This is a genomic window from Streptoalloteichus hindustanus (assembly GCF_900129375.1).
Lineage (GTDB): Bacteria > Actinomycetota > Actinomycetes > Mycobacteriales > Pseudonocardiaceae > Streptoalloteichus > Streptoalloteichus hindustanus.
In genome coordinates, this window is the sequence record NZ_FQVN01000001.1 from 300,201 (window position 1) to 322,071 (window position 21,871).

Below are 21,871 nucleotides of genomic sequence, written 5' to 3' on the forward strand. Positions count from 1 at the left end.
TCGCGCACGGCCCCCGGGGCCAGCGGGCCCCGGGGGCCGCGTCGCGCGGTCGGGCCGGCGTCCGCCGGGTCTTCCCCACCCCACGGACGCCGACCCGTCGCCATGGTAGCCAATCCTCGAACCTCTGTTCGACAGGCCGACGGGGTGACCGACGTCGCCGGACCGCCGCCACCGGCGGGCCGGCAACGGCCACCACCGCGCCCGACGAGGTGCCATGCTTGGCGCGGCGACGATGGAGCCGGGACCGGCGAGGAGCCCGTGTCCTGGTGGAATCGGGGGACATCCACGCGAGCGAGGGAGAAACCGGATGGCCGACAGGTACGACGGGGTCTCCGGGCACATCGAGCGGCACCTGGGCCGGATCCGGGACGCGGAGTCGCCGACCCTGCACGGCCCGAACCAGGGGTACACGCTGGCGGTGTACGAGCACCCGGAGTACGACATGGTCTCCGCGATCAGCAACGGGGTCTGCTTCCAGCAGGTCGACTCGATGCTGCCCGAGGAGTTCGTCTGCACCCTGCAGTCCGACCAGGAGGAGATCGCCGCCTTCCTGGTGAACGTGATCTGCGAGATGGTCGTGCGCAGCGGCCAGGGCCTGGAGTTCGACCAGGCGGTGGAGAACACCCAGCCGCTGGTCCCCGACACCAGGATCCACGGCGTGCTCGCCTCGCCGCACCCCTACCTGAGCACCGACTTCGACGTCTTCCACGACGCGTACGGCGAGCCGGCGCTCCAGATCATCACCCTGGTGCCGATCACGTTCGCCGAGGCCAAGTACGTCGAGCAGTTCGGAGCCGACGCCGTCCGCAAGATCTGGGAGGCCAGGGAGACCGACCTCCTCGACGTCTACCGCTCCTCCTCCATCTAGGCGGCGTCGTGCGGGTGCGGGCGTTGCACGACTGGCCGCGGTCGCCGGCCGAGGCCGAGGCGATCCAGGACCGGCTCCGCGCGGCGGTGCGCGTGACCGGCGAGCTGAGCGGGGTGCGCGCGGTCGCCGGGCTCGACGTCGCCTACGCCAACGACGGCAGCGACGATCTCGTGGCCGCGGTGGTCGTGCTGGACGCCGACACGTTGGAGATGGTGGACAGCGCCGTCGTGGCCGGGACGTCCACGTTCCCCTACGTGCCGGGGCTCTTCGCGTTCCGCGAGCTGCCCGCGCTGGTCGACGCGCTGGAGCGGCTGACGACCACGCCCGACCTGCTGGTGGTCGACGGGCAGGGCGTCGCCCACCCCCGGCGCTTCGGGCTCGCCTCGCACCTCGGCGTGCTCACCGAGGTGCCCAGCATCGGGGTGGCCAAGACGCCCCTGGGCCGCTACGAGCCGCCCGGACCGCGCCGGGGCGACTGGACGCCCCTGCTCGACGGCGCGGAGGTCGTCGGCCGGGCGTTGCGCACCCAGGACGGCGTGCGCCCGGTGTTCGTCTCGGTGGGGCACCTGGTCGACCTCGACACGGCCACCGACCAGGTCCTGCGCCTCGCCCCGCGCTACCGCCTGCCGGAGACGACGCGCCAAGCCGACCACCTGGGCCGCGCCGCCCTCGTCCGCTGACCGTCGGCCACGGCGAGCACCGCTGCCACCCCGCGCGGGTCGCTTCCTCCGCCCGGAGTCCGGAGCTGGGCCGAACGGAGGCGGCCAGCCAGGCGAATCCCCGGGAGGGTGCCCGCCACCCGCCCGGCTTCCTCTAGCCTTGTCTGCGGGCCGCTAGCTCAACTGGCAGAGCAGCGGACTTTTAATCCGCGGGTTCAGGGTTCGAGCCCCTGGCGGCCCACCAAAGCCCCTGGTCAGCGACCGGGGGCTTCGGCTTGTCAAGATCACAGCCATACGAAACCCCGCCCGCGCGGCGACGCGAACCGCACCCGGACGAGCCCGGAGTGACGCCGGACACGTCGGTGTCAACGGGCCGTCAACATGGCGCGGCGGATCGTCATGACCGTGTCCGGAGGGACGCCAGTCCGGCCCGCCGGCCGCTGTGCTTGTCCCGCACACACCCCACCACCGGGGAGGACGCGGTGTCCCTCGCAGATCTCCTGCCGTCCATGCGGAGCATGGTGCAGTCCCGACTCGAAGAGAACGTGTGGCCAGGGGGAACGACAGTCGACGAGCGCGGTGAGCTCCTGGTTGGTGGCCACCGGGTCACCGAGCTCGCCGGCCGGTTCGGCACCCCGCTCCAGATCGTCGACCTCGCGGACGTGCGCCGCCGCTGCCGGGCGTACCGGGCGGCGCTGCCCGGCGCCGAGGTCGCCTACGCCAGCAAGGCGTTCCTGTGCCGGGCGGTCGCCCGGCTGGTCGACGCCGAGGGCCTGTCGCTGGACGTGTGCTCGGCCGGGGAGCTGGCGGTGGCCAGGTCGGTCGGCTTCCCCGGCTGGCGGGTCCTGCTGCACGGCAACGCCAAGACCCCCGAGGACCTCAAGGCGGCGCTCGCCCACCGGGTCGGTCGGATCGTGGTCGACTCGCTGGACGAGGTCGACCACGTCGCCGCGCTGGCCAGGGACCGGCAACGGGTCCTCGTCCGGGTGACGCCGGGCGTGGACGGCGGGACGCACGCGGCCGTCACCACCGGCGTGGAGGACCAGAAGTTCGGCTTCCCGCTGAGCACCGGGGCGGCCGCGGCGGCCGTCCGCCACGTGCTCCGCCAGCCGAGCCTGCGGCTGGTCGGCCTGCACACGCACCTCGGCTCCCAGCTCCGCAGGGTCGCCGACTTCGAGCTCGCCGCGCGTCGACTGGTGGCCCTGCTCGCGGCGGTGCGCGACGAGCACGGGCTGGAGCTGCCGGAGCTGAACCTGGGCGGCGGCCACGCCGTGCCGCAGCTGCCCGGCGAGGACGACTTCGACCTCGCCGGCTTCGCCCACCGGGTGCGCGCCGCCGTGCACGACGAGTGCGCCAGGCACCGCCTGCGGCCGCCCCGGCTGACGGTCGAGCCGGGGCGGGCGCTGGTCGCGTCGGCCGGTGTGACGGTGTACCGGGTGGTCGCGGTCAAACACGCCGTGCGCACCTTCGTCGCCGTCGACGGCGGGATGAGCGACAACCCGAGGCCCGCCCTGTACGGAGCGCGGTACCTGGTGCGCATGGTCGGCCGCCCGCCGGCCGCGCCGCTGCGGACGGCCACCGTGGTCGGTCGGCACTGCGAGGCCGGCGACGTCATCGCCAGGGACGTCCCGCTCCCCGCCGACGTCCGCGCCGGCGACGTGCTCGCGGTCCCGGGCACCGGCGCCTACCACCACTCGCTCGCCTCGAACTACAACCTCGTCGGCCGCCCGCCCGTGGTGGGCGTGGACAACGGCGCGGTCCAGCTCCTGGTGCGCAGGGAGACCGAGGAGGACCTGCTCCGCAGGGACGTCGGGTGAGGCGGACCCCGACGCCGTCAGCCGCGCCGCCCGGTCCCCCGAACCGGGCGGCGCACCCGTCTACCGCTGGTCGTCGTGCCGGAGCCGGGAGGGCCAGACGAACCACAGGAACGCGTAGAGCGTTCCCGAGACCCCGCCGAGGGCGACGGCCCACCACCCGCTCAGCACGACGTCGGCCACCAGCGCCACCGCGCCGGTCATGGCCGCCGCGAGCAGGGCGAGCCCGGCCAGGGCGAACCGGTTCGCGGCCCGGACGATCTGCTCCCGGCGCCCGTGCCGGAAGAGCAGCCGGTGCCAGGCGGCCGGCGCGGTCAGGAGCGCGGTCGCGCCGGTGGCCAGCATGACGGTGACCAGGTGCAGGGCCCGCTGGAAGGGGGAGGCGTCCCGGAACGGCTCGGTGAAGGCCGCCCCGAGCAGGAAGGCGAAGAGGATCTGCACGCCCGCCTGGGCGACCCGGAGCTCCTGGAGCAGCTCGTTGAGGTTGCGGACGAGGCGCTCCCGGTCGTCCGCCTCCGGCTCGCTCACCCGGCGACCATCTCCTCCCGTCTGGGGTCCTCCTGCACGACGGGTACCCGGCGCACCCGTTCGTGCCACCCCAACGTGGTGACCATGCCGACGACCAGCGCGAAGCCCAGCCACTGCGTCACGGTCAGGTGGTGGCCGAGGACGCCGACCCCGATCACCGCGGCGGTCGCCGGGAAGGCCAACTCGGCCAGCGTGGCCCGCGAGGCCGGGGTGGAGCGCAGCCCCAGGTAGTACAGGCTCAGCGCGAGCAGGCCCGGCACGACCGCGAGCAGCACCAGGCCGGTGGCGTTGCCCCACCCGACGGCGACCGGCGCGCCCTGGAGCCACACCACGACGGCGGCCGCCGGCAGACCGGCGGCGAACCGCAGGACGGTCACCTCGCGGGGCGCGAGGCTCCGGCTCACGTAGCGGCCCAGCACGGTGCCGCCCGCCCACAACGCGGCCGCGCCCACCGCCAGCAACGCGGCCCGCGCCGCGGTCACGCGGACGTCCAGCGGGTCCGGGAAGGTCAACAGCCACGCGCCCACCAGCGCGGGCACCGCGAACACGAAGTAGCCGGCGCGCACCCGCTCCCGGAGCAGGACGTACGCCGCGAGCACCGCGAAGACCGGTTGCAGCTTCTGCAGGACCAGCGGGGTCACCGCGTCGCCGACCCGGAACGCGGCGGTGAACATGGCGGTCGCGGCCGCGGAGGAGCCGGCGCCGATCGCCACGACCGCGAGCCACTCGCGTGGCGAGCAGCGGCGCAGCGCGCGGAGCGCGGCCGGCAGCCACGGCAGGAGGAGCACGAGGACGATCACGTGCTCCCAGAACACGACGGTCGCGGCGGGCAGGGCGTCGGCGAGGGGTTTGCGGAGCAGGCCGTCGGTCCCCCAGAGGGCGGCCGAACAGGCCACCAGCCACGTCCGGTCGGCTGAGGACACTTTCTTTCCGAGCATCGCATCACCGTATGCAGACAAAACTGCCACTGATCGTCCTTACGGGTGGTACCCGACCGAAGGACGTGCGCGATCCTCGTCACCAGGCCAAGGATGGCCTCATGCGTCGCAACTCCACCCTCGCCGCCCTGTTCGGCATGGGCGCTGCGCTCACCCTCCTCACCGCCGTCCCCGCCTCGGCCTCGATCCCGGACCTGTCCGAGGCCCCCGGCGGGGGCGGCGCCGTCGTCGCCCGCGGCAGGTTCGAGCCCTACCGGGCCGGCGCCAAGGCGATCACCTACGACCAGAAGCTCGTGAAGGCGGGGTCCCGCGCGACCGTCTACGCGTACCCAGCCCCGAACAACTCCACGAGCGTGATCCTGATCACCCGCGGACTGGTCCCGCACCGCGGGTACGGCGCGCACGCGCACGTCAACGCGTGTGGCGCCACCGGAGCCGCCGCCGGTCCGCACTACCAGAACGTCGTCGACCCCAAGCCGGGGACGTCGACCGACCCGGCCTACGCCAACCCCCGCAACGAGGTCTGGCTGGACTTCACCACGGACGACGACGGCAACGGGATCGCCGTGACCACGGTGCCCTGGCGGTTCACCGACCGGCACGCCGGGTCGGTCATCATCCACGAGCACCACACGCACACCCACCCGGGCCACGCCGGCCAGGCCGGCGACCGGCTGGCCTGCATCACGGTCCCGTTCTGATCCGAGTTCCCCGGTCCGAACCCCCGGTCAGCACCGCTGACCAACACCGAAACCATCCGCGGTCCGGGGTCGGCGCCACGCCGGCCCCGGACCTCTCGTCCGGCCGTCGGACCTCGCGGCGACGCCCGGCCGGGCCCCGCGAAGCCGGGGGCGGGTGAGGCCTTGGCCACAGCACCCCGGCGGAGGGGCGACGAGCACCGGCGCGCGGCAGCGACAATGGACGGATGCCCAGCACCGCCACGCTTCCCGTCCCGGTGACGGCGCCGCTGAGGATCGGCCGCTACGAGGTCGATCCCGCGGTGGTGCTCGCCCCGATGGCCGGCATCACCAACGTGGCGTTCCGCCAGCTCTGCCGGGAGTACGGCAGCTCCCGGTCGCTCTACGTGTGCGAGATGATCACGGCCCGCGCGGTGGTCGAGCGCGACCCGAAGACGATGCGGATGATCGCGTTCGGCCCGGACGAGCACCCGCGCTCGATGCAGCTCTACGGCGTCGACCCCCGCACGATGGGCGAGGCCGTGCGGATCATCGCGGGGGAGGGCCTCGCCGACCACGTGGACATGAACTTCGGCTGTCCCGTGCCCAAGATCACCCGCAAGGGCGGCGGCTCCGCGCTGCCGTACAAGCGGCGGTTGTTCGCCGCGATCGTGCGCGAGGCGGTGCGGGCGGCCGAGCCCGCCGGCATCCCGGTCACGGTGAAGTTCCGCATCGGCATCGACGACGAGCACCACACGTTCCTCGACGCCGGCCGCCTCGCCGAGGCCGAGGGCGCGATGGCCGTCGCGCTCCACGCCAGGACGGCGGCGCAGCGGTACTCCGGCACCGCCGACTGGTCCGCCATCGCGCGGCTGAAGGAGGCCGTGACGACGATCCCGGTGCTCGGCAACGGAGACATCTTCTGCGCGGACGACGCGCTGCGGATGGTCCGCGAGACGGGCTGCGACGGCGTCGTGGTGGGGCGCGGCTGCCTCGGCCGACCCTGGCTGTTCCGGGAGCTGCAGGCGGCGCTGCGCGGTGAGCCGGTCCCGGAGGGGCCGGCCCTGGGCGAGGTGGCCCGCGTCCTGCGCCGCCACGCCGAGCTGCTGGTCGCGCACCTGGGCGCCGAACGGGGAGTCCGGGACCTGCGCAAGCACATGGCCTGGTACCTGCGCGGCTTCCCGGTGGGCTCCGACCTGCGGCACGCGTTCGGCCTGGTGTCGACCCTCGACGAGCTGGACGACCTGCTCGCCCGGCTCGACCACGCCGCGCCGTTCCCGAAGGACGCCGAGGGGCCGCGCGGCCGGCAGGGCTCGCCGGCGCGCGTCGTGCTGCCCGAGGGCTGGTTGGACGACCCCGAGGACCTGACCGTCCCGGCGGGCGCGGAGCTGGACCACTCAGGCGGCTGACGGCGGCCCGGCCCGGCACGTCGGCACGGCCCCGGCACGTCGGCACGGCCCCGGCACGTCGGCACGGCCCCGGCACGTCGGCACGGCCCCGGCACGTCGGCACGGCCCCGGCACGTGGGCACGGCCCGGAACCCGGCGAAATCCGCGCCGTCAACCCCCACGCCGAAACTCGGCGTTGTTTCCCTCTCTCCGGAGGGCACAAAGACGAGGCCGACAAGACACTCGGGTGTTTGGTGTGTTTTTGCTGACATCGGGCCGGGGCTCGGCGGCTGGCGGAACGCCGGGCGGGACATGTCCGGCGGGGTGGCTCACCTCCGCTGCCGACGCCCCGCTTTGTCGTCCGACTTACCCCGGCGAGTTCGGCGATCGCGCGGTCGCTCCCGACCCACCATTTCCCGCCGTCTTGGCAATTGCCACAGACACTCGGCGGGCCGGAAGTGGGGGTGGGCCGGATCCGAGTCATCCTCGGGTGCCGGGCCGAGGGGTCTGCCACGCTGGGGCCATGACGAGCCGGGGACGTGCGGCGGGCGTCCTGTTGGCCCTGACGGCGGTGGCCGCCGCCCCGCTCACCGGCTGCACCGCCGCGGTGCCCGGCGAGGCCCGGCCCGTGCTGCTGACCGAGGGTGACCGGCGCCTCGTCGAGGGGTACTTCGAACAGGCGAACCACGCCGCCGACCGGGGCGCCGGCGAACAGGCCGCGTTCTTCCGCCGCACCCAGCACCCCGACGCCCAGGACCGGCTCTGCGACCTGCGCGGCCTCACCGTGCGGATGGAGCCGGCGCTGACCACCCTCCGGCCGGACCCCGAGTGGAGTCCCGCCGGGCGGACGGGGAACCCCAGGGGCATGGTCTACGTGGTAGCCGTCACACTGACCGCCCGTCGGGAGGGTGCCACGCTGGGTAGTCAAATCGCGTCCAAGCACATCGCGGTACTCGATGGAGCGGCCTACGGCTTCGCCCCCTGCCCGAGTTGACGGCGACCGGGCGGACGAGCCGGAGGGACGCCCGGGAGGGAGACCGGACAGCACGGTGGCGACCAGCGCGAACCGGGTCGGCGCACCGGAAGGGGCGGCCACGAGGCGTACCAGCGCGCTGCTCCGCCCGGGTGTGCCGCCACCGGTCCGTCCAGCCCCTTCGGCCGCGTCGGCCACCCGGACGCCGGGCGACGGAGATCACCGAGAGTCACCAGATCGGAGCAGTGGGAGGTCAACCGGTCGAGCGAAATCCGGCACGCCGGCGTCCCGCTCGCTCAAGGGTTCCGCCCTGTGCGACGACACCACGGACGTAGGGAGGTGAGAGCGGTGACCGTGCTGCGGCCCGACATCGCCGACTCGGACGACGTGCGGGACGGCGTGGTGCCCGAGGCGCGGGCCGACGGCGCCCTCCCGCCGACCGCGCCGGAGACCGGCAGCACCGGTCTCATCCAGCTCCACGAGTCCATCGCCGCGTTGCTCGCCTCCCGCGGCCAGTGGCGCCAGGCCTACCAGCACCTGCGCTCGGCCCTGGACCTGCTCTACGCCGACCAGACCGAACCGCCGCACGTGCCGGAACAGCTCCGCAGGGAGGTCGACCGGCTGCGCAGGGAACACGCCGAGGCCCGCGAGCAGAGCCTGCGCGACAGCCTCACCGCCAGCTACAACCGCCGCTACCTCGACCAACGGCTGGTCAGCCTGCTCGCCGAGGAGGCGACCCACCCCACCGGGCTCGGCCTGGCACTGGTGGACCTCGACTGGTTCAAGCAGGTCAACGACACCTACGGGCACCTCGTCGGCGACCGCGTGCTGCAGCGCGTCGTCGAACTCCTGCAGGACGGGCTCCCCGAGGGCGCGTTCTGCGCCCGGTACGGCGGGGAGGAGTTCGTGCTCGTGCTCCCCGGCATCGACGCCTCCACCGCGATCGCGGTCTGCGACGCCGCGCGCGCCCGGGTGGAGCACTACCCGTGGCAGCAGCTCGGCCCCGGCCTGCGGGTGACCGTCAGCGTCGGGCTGGCCCACAGCTCCCCGGGCAGCCGCGCGCCCGCCGGGCCGGAGCAGACCCTGCTCCAGGCCGACGGGCTGCTCTACGCCGCGAAGCGCTCCGGTCGCAACGCCGTCGCCTACCGGCACAACGGGCGGGTCCGACTCGCCGGCGCCGCTGCGGGTCGCCGGGCCGTGGCGGAACCCCGCGCCGTCGGTTACTAACCCGGCCTTTTCCACGAAGCGTGATCGCGTGATCACGGATTTGCATCCGCCGGTGGGTGGGGACGATTCGCCCGGACGGACCGACACGGTGCGTATTTGCCCGTACGGAAAGTGAACATATTTCGATGGGTGGTCGTCAGTAGTGGACACCATCCGTACTATCGCGTTCATCAAGCGATCTGATCGTGACGGAACCGGTACGGGTCGCTCCACGTCCACAACGCGTGCGCGGCGTAGGGAGCGCACCACCGCTGACCGTGAAAGGGAAGGGAGACCGAGTGCCGGACGACCCCCGTGACGGCTTCGGCTCCCGCCGTTCCCGCGACGCCCGCGACCCCGGACAGGACCCCGCCGAGCAGGCGCGTGACGCCGCCGGGTCCCGGGAGGGCCGGCGGGCGGAGCGCCGCTACGAGGAGCCGCCCACGGGCCGGCGCCGACGCTCCCGCGAGGACTCCGGCGGCCTGAGCGTGTCGGACCTGCTCGCCAAGCACGGCACCGGCCAGCACCCGATCCCGGGCCCGCCCGGCGATGAGCCGCCCCGCCGGGCCGAGGAACCGCCCAGCCGCCGCGACCTGTCCGCCCCCGCCGCGGGCCGCCCGCGCCGCGCGGCGGACGAGCCCAGCAGACCGGCCATGCCCGCGCCGGGGACCCTCCCGCCCGCCGGTCGCCCCCGACCGGTCGACGAGCCGAGCCGGCCGGCCATGCCGGCTCCCGGCCCGACCCCCCGCCGCCGCGGCGTCGACGAGCCCAGTCGGCCCGCCATGCCGGGCCCGGGCACCGTCCCTCCCCCCGGCCGGGGCCGTCCCGTGGACGAGCCGAGCCGGCCGGCCATGCCGGCTCCCGGCCCGCCCACCGGGGGACGCGCGCGGCGCGGTCAGGTGCCGGGCGCCCCCCAGCCTCCGACGCCGCCCGCGCCCACCGCCGGGCCGACGCCGCCGCCCGTCCCCCCGCGCGGCCCCCAGCCGCCCGTCCCGGAGGAGCAGGCGGGCCGGCCGGGAGCGCCCGCCACCCCGCCCCGCGGCAGCGGGCCGCGCCCGATGCCGACCCGCAAGCGCCCGGCCGGCCCGGGCGGCCCCGGTGAGCGCGTCCGACAGACTCCGCCGACTCCGGCGCCCCCTCCCGGCACCCCTCCGGCGCCCGGCGTCCTCGACGCCCTGACGGGCGAGGACCCCACGCCGTCCCGGCCCGTGCCGCAACCGCCCCGCCCCACGCCGCCACCACCGGCTCCGCCCGCCGGAGCCGCGCCTGGGCGGCGCGCGCCCGGCCCGACCGGCACCGGCGTGGGCCCGAAGCCCGCCGGACGCCGGGGCGTCGTCCCGCCCCCGCCCGGCCCCGCGCCGGAGGAGGTCACCCAGGAGGTCCCTGCGGTCGTCGACGGCCCCCAGGACGCCGAGGAGCGGCACGAGAAGAGCAAGAAGATCGACGCCACGCTGGCCCGCTTCTCCGCGGTCCACGACGAGGCGTTGGAGGCCGAGCAGAAGAAGCGCAACCGGCTGACCCGCTTCATCAAGCGCGACGACCTGCCCGACCTCGACGCGGCCGTCGAGTCGCCCTCCTCCGAGGAGGAGACGACGCTCCTCCCCCCGGCCACCGACGAGCCGCCGGCCGGCGGCAAGGGGACCAAGGGCGCCGGCAAGGCCGCGGCGGCCCCGGTCGCGGCCAGCGGCACCGACGGCGACAAGGCGGCCGAGAAGGACGCTGAGGACGCCGAGCCCGACCCCGCCGAGGAGAAACGCCGCCGGGTCCGGCGACGGGCCGTGCTGGCGGGCAAGGGCTTCGCCATCGCCGCCGCGGCGCTGGTGTTCGTCGCCAGCGGCATCGGCTGGGGCGGGATGCGCTGGGCCGACAGCCAGGTCCGCAAGGTCACGGCCCTGGACCCCAACTCGGCGGACATCCAGGACAAGGACAAGCAGCTCGGGGACGAGAACTTCCTGCTGGTCGGCTCGGACACCCGGGCTGGCGCGAGGCCGGAGGACCACGTCGGCACCCAGGCCGACGCCAAGGGCGCGCGCTCGGACAGCGTGATGATCGCGCACATCCCGCAGGACCGGTCCCGGATCGTCGTGGTCTCCTTCCCGCGCGACCTCGAGGTCGACCTGCCCGAGTGCGACGAGTGGAACTCGGACACCGGCAAGCTCACCGGCAAGAAGTCCAAGGCGGTGAAGAACGCCAAGATCAACGAGGCGTACGCCGCCGGCGGCCCGATGTGCACGAACAAGGTCGTGCAGAAGATCAGCGGTCTGGCGATCAACCACTTCCTCGGCGTGGACTTCCACGGGTTCAAGGACATGGTCAACGCGGTCGACGGCGTCGAGGTGTGCATCCCGAAGCCGATGATCGACGAGAAGCTGGGGCCGATCTTCCCGCAGGCGGGCAAGAAGGTCCTCCGGGACAACGACGCGTTGAACTTCGTGCGGGCCCGCTACCTGACCAACGACCCGACCTCCGACTACGGTCGGATGAAGCGGCAACAGCAGTTCCTGTCCTCGCTGCTGCGCAAGGTCATGTCCAGCCAGGTGCTGCTCGACCCCGGCAAGCTCACCTCGTTCGTCCGCGAGCTCGGCAAGAACACCTTCGGCGACAACGTCGGCGCCGACCAGCTCCTCAACCTCGCCCAGTCGATGCGCGGGGTGTCGGCCGGCCAGATCACCTTCGTCACCGTGCCGACCGTCGGCGAGGCCAACAAGCGCGGCAACGAGGTGCTGCGCGTCAACGACACCCGCGCCCTGTTCCAGGCGATCATCGACGGCACGCCGCTGCCGGGCGAGAAGCCGGCGCAGAAGGGGCCGACGCCGGCCCAGGCGCCGCCGGCCGCCACCGGCGGTCCGGTGGACCCGAAGACGGTCAAGGTGCAGGTGGTGAACGGCACCAGTCAGGGCGGTGTGGGCAAGGAGACCGCGGACCAGCTCGCCGCCCAGGGTTTCACCGTGGTGATGCGGCGGGACGGCGAGAAGACCGACAAGACGGTGATCCGCTACTCCGGCCAGCGCGCCGACCAGGCCCGCGCGCTCAAGTCCGCGGTGCCCAGCGCGCAGCTGGTCGAGGACCCCTCGCTGGGAGGCGCGATCCAGCTCGTGATCGGCGCGAACTTCGACCGCAAGGTGATCAAGCCGGGCAGCGAGCCGCCGCCGGGCGACCAGAAGGCGGGCGGGGAGCAGAAGCCGACGGCTGGCCCCCTGCCGAAGGACCTGTCGACGGTCAACGCCGCCGACACCGGCCCCTGCGGCTGAGGAAGATCCCGGGAGATCAGCGGGCGATCAACGCAGGCCAGAGTGGGTGCGAACACGGCTCCGACACCTCTGGTTCACTGTGGGTTCACCCGAACATCGCGTCTCCGCGACCGATGACCCGTAGCCTTGGGACATGCGTGAGGCTTACCACGAGCAGCTCCAGGACCTGGCCGGCGAGCTGGCGACGATGTGCGACATGGCCGCCACCGCGATGGAGAAGGCCACCAGGTCCCTGCTCGACGTCGACCTCGGCCTCGCCGAGGAGGTCATCGGCGACGACGTGAAGGTCGACGAGGAGCGCGCGCGGAGCGAGGAGCACGCGCTGGCGCTGCTCGCGTTGCAGTCGCCGGTCGCGACCGACCTGCGCATCGTGATCACCACCCTGCACGCGGCGGAGAGCCTGGAGCGCATGGGCGACCTCGCGCAGCACGTCGCCAAGGCGACCCGGCGCCGGCACCCGCAGCCCGTGCTGCCCGACCAGGTCCGGCCGTACTTCGCCGAGATGGGCCGCGTCGCCGTGCACCTGGCGCGGCGGGCCGAGGAGGTCATCCGCACCAAGGACATCGACCTCGCCCGCCAGCTGGAGGACGAGGACGACGCCATGGACGACCTGCACCGGCACCTGTTCTCGGTGCTGATGGACAAGGAGTGGCCGCACGGCACCGCCGCGGCCGTCGACGTCACCCTGCTCGGCCGGTTCTACGAGCGCTTCGCCGACCACGCCGTGTCGGTGGCCCGGCGGATGGTCTTCGTGGTGACCGGCAAGATGCCGGGCTCCGAAGATCAGCACTGACCCAACACCGACCGGTGCTGATCCGCACTGACCAGCACTGACCAACCCGCCAGCGCTGGACCACCCCTGGCCAGCTGGCTGGCGCGGACGGGCACGACCTCACGGCGCTGCCCGGCGTCTGCACGACGCCGGACAGCACGGCCCCGGCCCACCAGTCGCGGGACCACGACGAAACGCCCCTCGCACCGACCGGTGCGAGGGGCGTCGTGTCGCGGCCCGCTGTGCCGACTCCCGCCGCCGGGAGCCAGCCGACGGGGATCAGCCGAAGCGGCCGGAGATGTAGTCCTCGGTGGCCTTCTGGCTGGGGTTGGAGAAGATCTTCTCGGTGTCGTCGACCTCGACCAGCCGGCCGGGCTGACCCACACCGGCCAGGTTGAAGAACGCGGTCTGGTCGCTGACCCGCGCCGCCTGCTGCATGTTGTGCGTGACGATGACGATCGTGTAGTCCTGCTTCAGCTCCGTGATCAGGTCCTCGATCGCCAGCGTGGAGATCGGGTCCAGGGCCGAGCAGGGCTCGTCCATCAGCAGCACGTCCGGCTGCACGGCGATGGCGCGGGCGATGCACAGCCGCTGCTGCTGACCGCCGGAGAGGCCGCCGCCCGGCTTGTCCAGCCGGTCCTTGACCTCCTCCCAGAGGTTCGCGCCCCGCAGCGACCGCTCGCACACCTCGTCGAGCCGCTTCCGGTTCTTCACCCCGGCCAGCCTGAGCCCGGCGACCACGTTGTCCCTGATCGACATCGTCGGGAACGGGTTGGGCCGCTGGAACACCATGCCGATGGTGCGCCGCACCTCGACCGGGTCGACGTTGGCGGCGTAGATGTCCTCGCCGTCCAGCAGCACCTGGCCCTCGACCCTGGCCCCCGGCGTCACCTCGTGCATGCGGTTGAGCGAGCGCAGCACGGTCGACTTGCCGCAGCCCGACGGGCCGATGAAGGCGGTGACGCTGCGCGGCGGGACCGACAGCGTCACGCTGTCCACGGCGTGGAACTTGCCGTAGTAGATGTTGACGTCCTTGATGTCGATGCGCTTTGCCATCGCTGGTTCCCGCCCGCTCACTTCTTGATGGCCGACAACCGCGAGATGACGGTGGCCAGCAGGTTGAACAGCATGATGATCAGCACGAGGGACATCGCCGCGCCCCACGTGCGGTTGAACCCGGCCGTCTCGGGGTTGGCGAACTGGTCGTTCATCAGCAGCGGCAGGTTCGCCTGGTTGCCGTCGAAGACGTTCAGGTTGATCGAGGACGCGTAGGCGCCGACGATCAGCGCGGGCGCGGTCTCGCCCATCACCCTGGCCAGGCCGAGCATCACGCCGGTGACGATGCCGGACATCGCCGTCGGCAGGACGATCTTCACGATCGTCTTCCACTTCGGCACGCCCAACGCGTACGACGCCTCGCGCAGCTCGTTGGGCACGATCCGCAGCATCTCCTCCGTCGTGCGGATGACCACCGGGATCATCAGCAGCAACAGGGACAGCGACACCGCGAAGCCGCTGCGGCCGAACCCGAGGATCGAGATCCACAGCGCGTAGACGAACAGGCCGGACACGATCGAGGGGACACCGGTGAGGATGTCGACCATGAACGTGGTGAACCGGGCGAGCCGGGTGCCCGCGCCGTACTCCACGAGGTAGACGCCCACCATCACGCCCACCGGCACCGACAGCAGCGCCGTGGACAGGGCCTGCACCACCGTGCCGTAGATCGCGTGGTACGCGCCGCCCCGGTCGTCGTAGGGGCGCAGCCCGTACAGCGAGTGCGTCCACCAGTCGGCGCTCAGGATCGGCTGCAGGCCCTTCTGCACCACCGACCAGAGCACCCAGACCAGCGGGACCACGGCAACGAGGAAGGCCAGCGCCACCAGGGTGGTGGCCACCGCGTTCTTGATCTTCCGGCCGGCGCCGATGCCCTGGAAGGCCGGGCCGGTGGCCGGGCGGTGCAGGTCGGTTGTCGCGGTCGTCATGCGGACCCCTTCCTCCCCGCGACGATGGTCCGCGCCAGGGCGTTGACCGCGAAGGTCAGGGCGAACAGGACCAGACCGGCCGCGATGTAGGCACCGGCGGTGAGCTCGTTGTTGAACTCGCCGGAACCCAGGGCGATCTTCGAGGCGATCGTCGCGCCGCCGTCGAAGAAGCTGAGCTTGGGCGCCGCGTTGGTGCCCGACAGGATCAGGTAGAGCGCGACGGTCTCGCCCAGCGCGCGGCCGAGGCCGAGCATGGAGGCGCTGACGTAGCCCGCCTTGCCGAACGGGATGACGGTGGTGCGCACCATCTCCCACTTGGTGGCGCCCAGCGCCAGCGCGCCCTCGATGTGCTCCTTCGGCGTGCGCTCGAAGACCTCGCGGCTGACCGCCGTGATGACGGGCAGGATCATCACCGCGAGGACCACCCCGGCGGTGAAGACGTTGCCCGCGCCGCCGATCGACACGTTGCCCGGGGCGAACAGCGGCACGAAGCCGAGGTTGCGGCTGAGCCACTCCGCGACCGGCACCAGCGTGGGGCCGAGCACCTTGATGCCCCACAGGCCGAAGATGATCGACGGCACGGCGGCCAGCAGGTCCACCACGTAGGCGAACGGGCGCGCGAGCCGTCGCGGCGCGTAGTGGGTCAGGAACAGCGCGATGCCCAGTGACACCGGCATCGCCAGCGCCAGCGCCAGCACCGAGGTGGCGACGGTGACCCACAGCAGGTAGAGGATGCCGAACTGGAGGCCGTTCGGGTCGGTGGTGTTCCAGACCCCGCTGGTCAGGAACCCGACCTGGTTCGCGCGCAGCGCCGGCACCGCCTGCAGCAGCAGGAACAGGCCGATCGCCGCGATCAGCACGACGATGAACGCGCCGGAGCCGACGGCGGCGCCGCGGAAGACGCGGTCGCCGGGACGCCGGACCGGGGTGGATGCTGGCTCGCCCTGGGCGGTGTTCGCGGTGGAGATGGGACCCTCCGGAGTGTCCGGTGAGCTCGCGGCACCGCCCCGCGACGGCTCCAGTGTCCCGTGGGACACCCGCGCCCGACGGGGCGTCTCCTGGGCCGACGCGGAGCGGTCCGCCAGCGTCGAGTCGCTCATGGCGTCTCGTTCAGTCTCGCAGATGACGGGTGGTTCGTCCGGGCTCAGGCAATCGCCTTGACGGCGTCCTGCAGCTTGGTCCGGAACTCCTTCGGCAGCGGGACGTAGCCGACCTTGGTCAGGTTGTCCTGGCCGGGGCCGGCGGCGGTGCCGAGGAACGCCTTGACGGCCTTGGTGGTGTCGGCGTCGTAGCCCTTGGAGCAGACCAGCTCGTAGGTGACCAGGACCAGCGGGTAGGCGCCGGCCTCCTTCGAGGCGTACAGGGCGTCGAGGTCGATGACCATGTCGTTGCCCTGGCCCTTGATCTTGGCCGAGGCGATGGCCTTGCCGGCGGTGGCGTCGGTCAGCTCGACCGGGCCCGCACCGCTGTCGATCTTGGCCACGCCGAGCTTGGCGCTCTTGGCGAAGGAGCTCTCCACGTAGGTGATGGCGCCCTCGGTGGCCTTGACGCCGTCGGACACGCCCTGCGACTTGGCCTTGCCCTCGCCGACGCCGCCCTTGAACTGCTTGCCGCCGCCCTGCGTCCACGCGCTCTTGGCCGAGGCCTGCAGGTACTTCTGGAAGTTGTCGGTGGTGCCGGACTCGTCGGACCGGAAGAACACCACGATGTCCTTGTCCGGCAGGTTGGCGCTGCCGTTGAGCGCCTTGATGGCCGGGTCGTTCCACTTCTTGACCTGGCCGTTGAAGATCTTGGCCGTGGTCTCCGGGTTCAGCACGAGCCCGTCGACGCCCGGCAGGTTGTAGGCCACGGCCACCGGGCCGAAGACCAGCGGCAGGTGCCACGCCGGGTTGCTCTGGCAGCGCTCGGCGGCCTTGGCGACCTCGTCGTCCTTCAGCGGCGAGTCGGTGCCGCCGAAGTCCACCTGCTTCGAGGTGAACTGCTTGATGCCGTTGCCCGAGCCGGTCGGGTTGTAGGCCACGTCGAAGCCCTGGCACTTGGCGGCGTAGGCGGCGACGAACTCCTGGATGGCGTTGGTCTGCGCCGACGAGCCCTCGCCCGTGAGCTGCTTCTTGCCGCCGCAGTCCACGTTGACGCCGCTCGCGGCGCCGCTGCCACTCTGCGCCGGGGCGTTGTTGTCGCTGCCGCAGGCGGAGAGCAGGAGCGCGCTGGCGGCCGCGAGACCGAGCGCAGCGCCGTGCCGCTTGATGTTCACCAGGATCCTCCACAGCTGGGGAAGGCGGGGTGTTGTCGCGGCCGGTCTACCTCCCGCGACCGCTGCGCCGGACGCTAGGCAGGGCGGGTTGACGTGCGCCGGTTTCCAGGTGAACGAAAAGTGAACAAGGCCGACCGGGTGAGGATTGACCCCTCTTTGGTCTGATCCTGTGCCCGGCCTGTGACCTGGTGCTATGCGTTCCGTGACAGAGGGCTCACTGTTCGGGTTAACGGGCGTACTGCGCGTCGGTGTCCCAGTGCCGGAAGCCCAGGCGCTGGTACACCGCGATCGCGGGCGCGTTGTCCGACTCGACGTAGAGCATCACGGCCGGCAGACCCGCCGCGCGCAGGTGGTGCAGGCCGGCCAGGGTGAGCGCCTTGCCCAGCCCGCCGCCCTGCGCGTCCGGGTCCACCCCGAGCACGTAGACCTCGCCGATCGGCTCCTCGTCGGCGTGCACCTTCGTCCAGTGGAAGCCCACCAGCCGCTCACCGGCGGCGGCATCCCCGCCGTTCTCGCCGTTCCCGGTCGTGCGCACGGCGAGCAGGAACCCGGCGGGGTCGAACCACGGCTCCGCCTCGCGCGCCCGCACGTCGGCGACGGTCCAGCCGCCCTGCTCGGGGTGCCAGGAGAACGCCCGGTTGTTCACCTCGACCACGGCCGACTCGTCCTGGTCCACCACGAAGGGCCGCAGCCGCACGCCCTCGGGCAGGCTCGGCGCGGCCAGCGGCTCGTCGAACTCCATGCGCATCCGCCACAGCGCCCTGACCTGCCGGAACCCGTACCGCTCCGCCAGGCGGACGGCGCCGGGGTGCGCGCCGTGCGTCCAGATCCGCAGCGCGTCCCGGCCCGGCGCCAGCGCCACGAGGCCGTCCACCAGCGCGGCGCCGAAACCGCGCCGGCGCAGCTCGGGGCGCACCACCAGCTCGGCCACGGCCGGCGCGTCCCCGCTCCCCGGCTCCAGGTGCGCGTAGCCGGCCAGCCGGCCGTCCGCGTCCCGGACGAGCAGGTGCCGCGACAGCTCCGGCGCGGGCTCGACGTCCGGCCGCAGCCGGAGCCGCACGTGGTCGGACACCGGGGACACCCGGTCGGCCGCCACCGCGGCGTCGATCAGCCCCACCACGTCGGCCGAGAGCTCGGAGTCGAGGACGTCCCGCCATTCCCGCTGCACCACGGCCCCGACGCTAGTCGACGCGCCGCGCGGGTCGCGCGTGCCGATGATCACGGCGGTGCCCCGGTCGGGTGACAGCTCCGGTGACAACTCCGGCGACGGCGCGCCCGCCGGCTCCGACCGCCGGCGGCGGGACCGACCCGATCGAGGGGCTCAGCGACCGGACCGGAGGAACGCCGCCTCGTCCGGGAAGTCGACGAGGTCCGCCACCGGCTCCGCCGCGCGGCCGCCCCTCGGCGGCCGGACGAACTTGTAGCCGACGTTGCGCACGGTCCCGATCAGGCTCTCGTGCTCGGGGCCGAGCTTCGCCCGCAGCCGCCGCACGTGCACGTCCACCGTGCGGGTGCCGCCGAAGAAGTCGTAGCCCCACACCTCCTGCAGCAACTGCGCGCGGGTGAACACCCGGCCGGCGTGCTGCGCGAGGTACTTGAGCAGCTCGAACTCCTTGTAGGTCAGTTCGAGCGGGCGGCCGCGCAGCCGGGCCGTGTAGGTCGCCTCGTCGATCACCAGGTCGCCGAGCTGGAGGGCGCCGTCGCCGCCGCGGTGCGCGGCGGCCCTGCGGGAACGGACCAGCCGCAGCCGGGCGTCCACCTCGGCCGGGCCGGCGGTCGGGAGCAGGATCTCGTCCACGCCCCAGTCCGCGCTCACCGCGACCAGGCTGCCCTCGGTGACCACCGCGACGACCGGCACGTCCACACCGCTGTTGGCCAACAGCCGACACAGGCCGCGCGCGCCCACCAGGTCGCCGCGCGCGTCCACCAGCACCGCGTCGTGCGGGCCCGCCTCCAGCAGGGCGGAGACCTCGGGCGCCAGCGGACGCACGGTGTGCGGCAACAACGCGAGTGCCGGCAGCACCGCGTCCGGCTCGGGATCGTGGGTCAGGAGCAACAGGTCGGCGCTCATCCGGGCCGCCTCCTCCCCGCCGCGGCCGCACCGCGGACGCTCGTGCCGTGCAAGGGGCGTGGCTCCGTTGCCAACAGCTGTCGGGCAGGATACCCGCCGTGACCTGCGGAAGCCCAGCGCCCGCCACCCGTTCCGTGGCCGTGTTCACAACCGACCGGGTACGCCTGGCCGGCGTGGTCGTGGCCCCCGGGCACGAGCTGGCGGTCGTCGTGGGGCACGGCTTCACCAACAACGTCTCCCGCCCGGCGGTGCGCCGCGTCCTCCACCGGCTCGCGCGCGGCCGGACGGTCGTCGCCCTCGACTTCCGGGGACACGGTCGATCCGGCGGCCGCAGCACCGTGGGCGTCGACGAGGTGCTGGACCTCGCCGCCGGGGTCGACCTCGCCCGGCGGCTCGGGCACGACCGGGTCGCCACGCTCGGCTTCTCGATGGGCGCCTCGGTGGCGCTGCGGCACGCCGCGCTCGCCCCGCCGGCGGAGCGGCCGGGCGCGGTGGTGGCGGTCAGTGGCCCCGCGCGCTGGTTCGAGCGCGAGACGCCGCCGATGCGCCGGCTGCACTGGCTCGTGGAGGAGCCGGCCGGCCGCGTGCTGGCCAGGGCGCTCGGCGTGCGGCTGGGGGCGGCGTGGCGGGACGTGCCGCCCAGCCCCGTGGAACTGGCGCGGCACGTGCCGCCCACCCCGCTCCTGCTCGTCCACGGCGACCGCGACCACTACTTCCCGGTCGCGCACGGTCGGTCCCTGCAGCTCGCCGCCGGCGGGGACACCGAGCTCTGGCTGGAGCGCGGGATGCGGCACGCCGAGTCCGCCGCGACCCCCGACCTGGTAGACCGGATGGGGGCGTGGCTGGACGCCAACACCCGCCGATCCGCGGATCCCCGACAGGACGGACACGTCGCGTGAAGAAGCTCGTCATCGCACTGCTGGTGCTGCTCGGCCTGCTGGTCGCCGCCGACTTCGGCGCGGCGGCGTTCGCCGAGTACCAGCTGTCCAAGAAGCTGCGGGCGGAGCTGAAGCTGACCGACGACCCGGACGTGCGGGTCAACGGCTTCCCCTTCCTCACCCAGGCGCTGGCGGGCGACTACCGCGAGATCGAGATCCGGGCCAACCGGGTGGCCTTCGGCCAGTTCCGCGACCTCGGGCTGGTGGCGACCGCCCGGCACGTCCGCGCCCCGCTGTCCGGCCTGGCCTCCGGGTCCGCCCGGGTCGTGGTGGACGAGGTGGACGGGCAGCTGGAGGTCAGGGCCAACGACATCGGCCGGATGATCGAGATCCCGGACCTGCGGATCGAGCCGGCGCCGGAGGAGGTCGCGGCGGTGGCCGGGGCGGCGGGCAAGCCGCCGGCCGGCGACCGCACCACGGCCGGGGTCCGGCTGACCGGCAGCACGGAGCTCGCCGGGCAGAAGATCCGGGCGACGGTGACCGGCGTGCTCACCCTGCTCGACAACCAGATCCAGGTCACGCCCAGGGAGACCAAGATCGACGCGGGCGGCGGCGCGTTCTCGCTGCCGGAGGCGATGAAACGGCAGGTCCTGAAGACCTTCACGTTCCGGCTCGACCCCGGCGGCCTGCCGCTCAACGCCCAGCCGACCGAGGTCGCCGCGCAGAACGGCGCGCTGGTGATCCGGGGCAAGGCGACGAACGTGACCCTCGGGGGTGGCTCGACCCGATGAGCACGGGCTGGTGGGCGCTGCTCGGCACGGTGGCGGTGACCCTCGCGCTGGGCACGCTGCACCGCGTGCGCGAGGGCCGGGTCCGGCGGAAGGAGAGCGCGGAGGTGGCGGTGGCGGAACCGGAGGGGTTGCTGGAGGGGCTGCCGGAGGCGGTGCGCGCGGCGCTGGGGGGCGGCGTGACGCTGGTCCAGCTCTCGTCCACCTTCTGCGCGCCGTGCCGGCACGCCCGGGTGCTGCTGTCCGACCTGGCCGGTCGCACGGAGGGGCTGCGGCACGTCGAGATCGACCTCACCGAGCGGCCCGAGCTGGCCCGGCGGCTCGGCGTGCTCCGCACCCCCACCACGCTCGCGCTCGACGCCGCCGGGCGCGAGCTGTTGCGGGTGAGCGGCGTCCCCAGGCGGGACGCGCTCCTGGACGCCCTGCGCCCGCACCTTCCCGGCTGACCGACCCGGGCCGGCCGCAGGGGGCCACCCGCTCCAGGCCGGGTCCCGCCCTTCGGCCAGCCGGCCGCGCCGAAAACATCGGCCAGACAACGCTTCTTCGCGAAAACAACGAGCGCCGCCGGGCCGCCACCCGGCCCCGGAGAGGCCCGTCGCCGGGAATCCCCCTACCGGCCGTAGGCCAGTTGTTCCATCTGGTGGACGCCCCTCCCAGTGACAAGGAGGGTTCGGTAGCCTCCGACCCATGCACTGGCTGTTCACGAAGCGACGCGCGGTCGACCTCTGCCGCGTCTTCAGCAGCCTGTGTCCGACGCGCTGACCCGGCGGTCGGCCCGACGGTGACGCGCGCCGCGCTGAGGCAGGAGCGCGACCCGGCCG

General features: G+C 73.4%; 21 protein-coding genes and 1 tRNA gene. 14 read left to right on the plus strand and 8 right to left on the minus strand.

Annotated elements, in window-relative coordinates:
• The first annotated feature begins 307 nt into the window (after window positions 1-307).
• The 4 genes from BUE43_RS33210 (at window position 308) to lysA (ending at window position 3,344) form a co-directional block, all read left to right on the plus strand.
• Window positions 308-868: a suppressor of fused domain protein gene (locus BUE43_RS33210; RefSeq protein WP_073479497.1), complete on the plus strand. Its 561-nt coding sequence runs from the start codon at window positions 308-310 to the stop codon at window positions 866-868.
• A 23-nt stretch (window positions 869-891) separates the two neighbouring features.
• Window positions 892-1,548, plus strand: a complete 657-nt coding sequence (nfi, locus tag BUE43_RS33215) for a deoxyribonuclease V (RefSeq protein WP_234995477.1) — start codon at window positions 892-894, stop codon at window positions 1,546-1,548.
• 147 nt (window positions 1,549-1,695) lie between these two features.
• Window positions 1,696-1,771: transfer RNA gene (locus BUE43_RS01530), tRNA-Lys, on the plus strand.
• 238 nt (window positions 1,772-2,009) lie between these two features.
• Window positions 2,010-3,344 (plus strand): diaminopimelate decarboxylase, encoded by a 1,335-nt coding sequence (gene lysA / locus BUE43_RS01535; protein ID WP_073479499.1) that lies wholly within the window; start codon window positions 2,010-2,012, stop codon window positions 3,342-3,344.
• 60 nt (window positions 3,345-3,404) lie between these two features.
• Here lysA and BUE43_RS01540 read toward each other — a convergent pair whose 3' ends face one another.
• Both BUE43_RS01540 and BUE43_RS01545 read right to left on the minus strand, forming a co-directional pair.
• Complete coding sequence (locus tag BUE43_RS01540; protein WP_073479500.1) at window positions 3,405-3,869, minus strand: DUF6328 family protein; 465 nt, start codon at window positions 3,867-3,869, stop codon at window positions 3,405-3,407.
• The gene (locus tag BUE43_RS01545) at window positions 3,866-4,807 is read right to left on the minus strand and encodes a DMT family transporter (protein ID WP_073479501.1); all 942 of its coding nucleotides are present in this window, start codon (window positions 4,805-4,807) and stop codon (window positions 3,866-3,868) included. Before BUE43_RS01545 ends, BUE43_RS01540 begins: the two co-directional genes overlap by 4 nt.
• 101 nt (window positions 4,808-4,908) lie before the next feature.
• On the opposite strand from BUE43_RS01545, the gene BUE43_RS01550 reads away from it, so the two are divergent.
• The 6 genes from BUE43_RS01550 to phoU all read left to right on the plus strand — a co-directional run bounded on the left by BUE43_RS01550 (window position 4,909) and on the right by phoU (window position 13,095).
• Complete coding sequence (locus tag BUE43_RS01550; RefSeq protein ID WP_073479502.1) at window positions 4,909-5,508, plus strand: hypothetical protein; 600 nt, start codon at window positions 4,909-4,911, stop codon at window positions 5,506-5,508.
• A gap of 224 nt (window positions 5,509-5,732) precedes the next feature.
• Window positions 5,733-6,893: a tRNA dihydrouridine synthase DusB gene (dusB, locus tag BUE43_RS01555; protein WP_073479503.1), complete on the plus strand. Its 1,161-nt coding sequence runs from the start codon at window positions 5,733-5,735 to the stop codon at window positions 6,891-6,893.
• Window positions 6,894-7,395: 502 nt separating this feature from the next.
• The gene (locus BUE43_RS01560) at window positions 7,396-7,866 is read left to right on the plus strand and encodes a hypothetical protein (protein WP_073479504.1); all 471 of its coding nucleotides are present in this window, start codon (window positions 7,396-7,398) and stop codon (window positions 7,864-7,866) included.
• A gap of 327 nt (window positions 7,867-8,193) precedes the next feature.
• Window positions 8,194-9,072, plus strand: coding sequence for a GGDEF domain-containing protein (locus BUE43_RS01565; protein WP_073479505.1), 879 nt, complete (start codon window positions 8,194-8,196; stop codon window positions 9,070-9,072).
• Window positions 9,073-9,350: 278 nt separating this feature from the next.
• Window positions 9,351-12,302, plus strand: coding sequence for an LCP family glycopolymer transferase (locus BUE43_RS01570; RefSeq protein ID WP_073479506.1), 2,952 nt, complete (start codon window positions 9,351-9,353; stop codon window positions 12,300-12,302).
• Window positions 12,303-12,435: 133 nt separating this feature from the next.
• Window positions 12,436-13,095 carry a phosphate signaling complex protein PhoU gene (phoU, locus tag BUE43_RS01575; protein WP_073479507.1) on the plus strand — a complete coding sequence of 220 codons (660 nt, stop codon included), beginning with the start codon at window positions 12,436-12,438 and terminating at the stop codon, window positions 13,093-13,095.
• Window positions 13,096-13,353: 258 nt separating this feature from the next.
• On the opposite strand, the gene pstB is transcribed toward phoU, so the two are convergent.
• From pstB to BUE43_RS01605, 6 genes are all read right to left on the minus strand, one after another.
• The gene (pstB, locus tag BUE43_RS01580) at window positions 13,354-14,130 is read right to left on the minus strand and encodes a phosphate ABC transporter ATP-binding protein PstB (RefSeq protein WP_073479508.1); all 777 of its coding nucleotides are present in this window, start codon (window positions 14,128-14,130) and stop codon (window positions 13,354-13,356) included.
• 17 nt (window positions 14,131-14,147) lie between these two features.
• Window positions 14,148-15,059, minus strand: a complete 912-nt coding sequence (gene pstA, locus BUE43_RS01585; protein WP_073479509.1) for a phosphate ABC transporter permease PstA — start codon at window positions 15,057-15,059, stop codon at window positions 14,148-14,150.
• Window positions 15,056-16,159: a phosphate ABC transporter permease subunit PstC gene (gene pstC, locus BUE43_RS01590; protein ID WP_073479510.1), complete on the minus strand. Its 1,104-nt coding sequence runs from the start codon at window positions 16,157-16,159 to the stop codon at window positions 15,056-15,058. The genes pstA and pstC overlap by 4 nt, the downstream gene beginning before the upstream one ends.
• A gap of 44 nt (window positions 16,160-16,203) precedes the next feature.
• Window positions 16,204-17,313: a phosphate ABC transporter substrate-binding protein PstS gene (gene pstS / locus BUE43_RS01595; RefSeq protein WP_073479511.1), complete on the minus strand. Its 1,110-nt coding sequence runs from the start codon at window positions 17,311-17,313 to the stop codon at window positions 16,204-16,206.
• Between the two features lie 226 nt (window positions 17,314-17,539).
• Window positions 17,540-18,481, minus strand: coding sequence for a mycothiol synthase (gene mshD / locus BUE43_RS01600; protein ID WP_083959337.1), 942 nt, complete (start codon window positions 18,479-18,481; stop codon window positions 17,540-17,542).
• 153 nt (window positions 18,482-18,634) lie between these two features.
• A complete protein-coding gene (locus tag BUE43_RS01605; RefSeq protein ID WP_073479512.1) occupies window positions 18,635-19,384 on the minus strand; it encodes a winged helix-turn-helix domain-containing protein in 750 nt (249 codons plus the stop codon).
• A 134-nt stretch (window positions 19,385-19,518) separates the two neighbouring features.
• On the opposite strand from BUE43_RS01605, the gene BUE43_RS01610 reads away from it, so the two are divergent.
• The 4 genes from BUE43_RS01610 to BUE43_RS35870 all read left to right on the plus strand — a co-directional run bounded on the left by BUE43_RS01610 (window position 19,519) and on the right by BUE43_RS35870 (window position 21,812).
• Window positions 19,519-20,283 carry an alpha/beta hydrolase gene (locus BUE43_RS01610; RefSeq protein WP_073479513.1) on the plus strand — a complete coding sequence of 255 codons (765 nt, stop codon included), beginning with the start codon at window positions 19,519-19,521 and terminating at the stop codon, window positions 20,281-20,283.
• The gene (locus tag BUE43_RS01615) at window positions 20,280-21,053 is read left to right on the plus strand and encodes an LmeA family phospholipid-binding protein (protein WP_073479514.1); all 774 of its coding nucleotides are present in this window, start codon (window positions 20,280-20,282) and stop codon (window positions 21,051-21,053) included. Before BUE43_RS01610 ends, BUE43_RS01615 begins: the two co-directional genes overlap by 4 nt.
• Window positions 21,050-21,496, plus strand: a complete 447-nt coding sequence (locus BUE43_RS01620; protein ID WP_073479515.1) for a TlpA family protein disulfide reductase — start codon at window positions 21,050-21,052, stop codon at window positions 21,494-21,496. Before BUE43_RS01615 ends, BUE43_RS01620 begins: the two co-directional genes overlap by 4 nt.
• A 241-nt stretch (window positions 21,497-21,737) precedes the next feature.
• Entirely contained in the window at window positions 21,738-21,812 is a 75-nt protein-coding gene (locus BUE43_RS35870; protein ID WP_407697088.1) for a putative leader peptide, read from the plus strand.
• Window positions 21,813-21,871 lie beyond the last annotated feature (59 nt).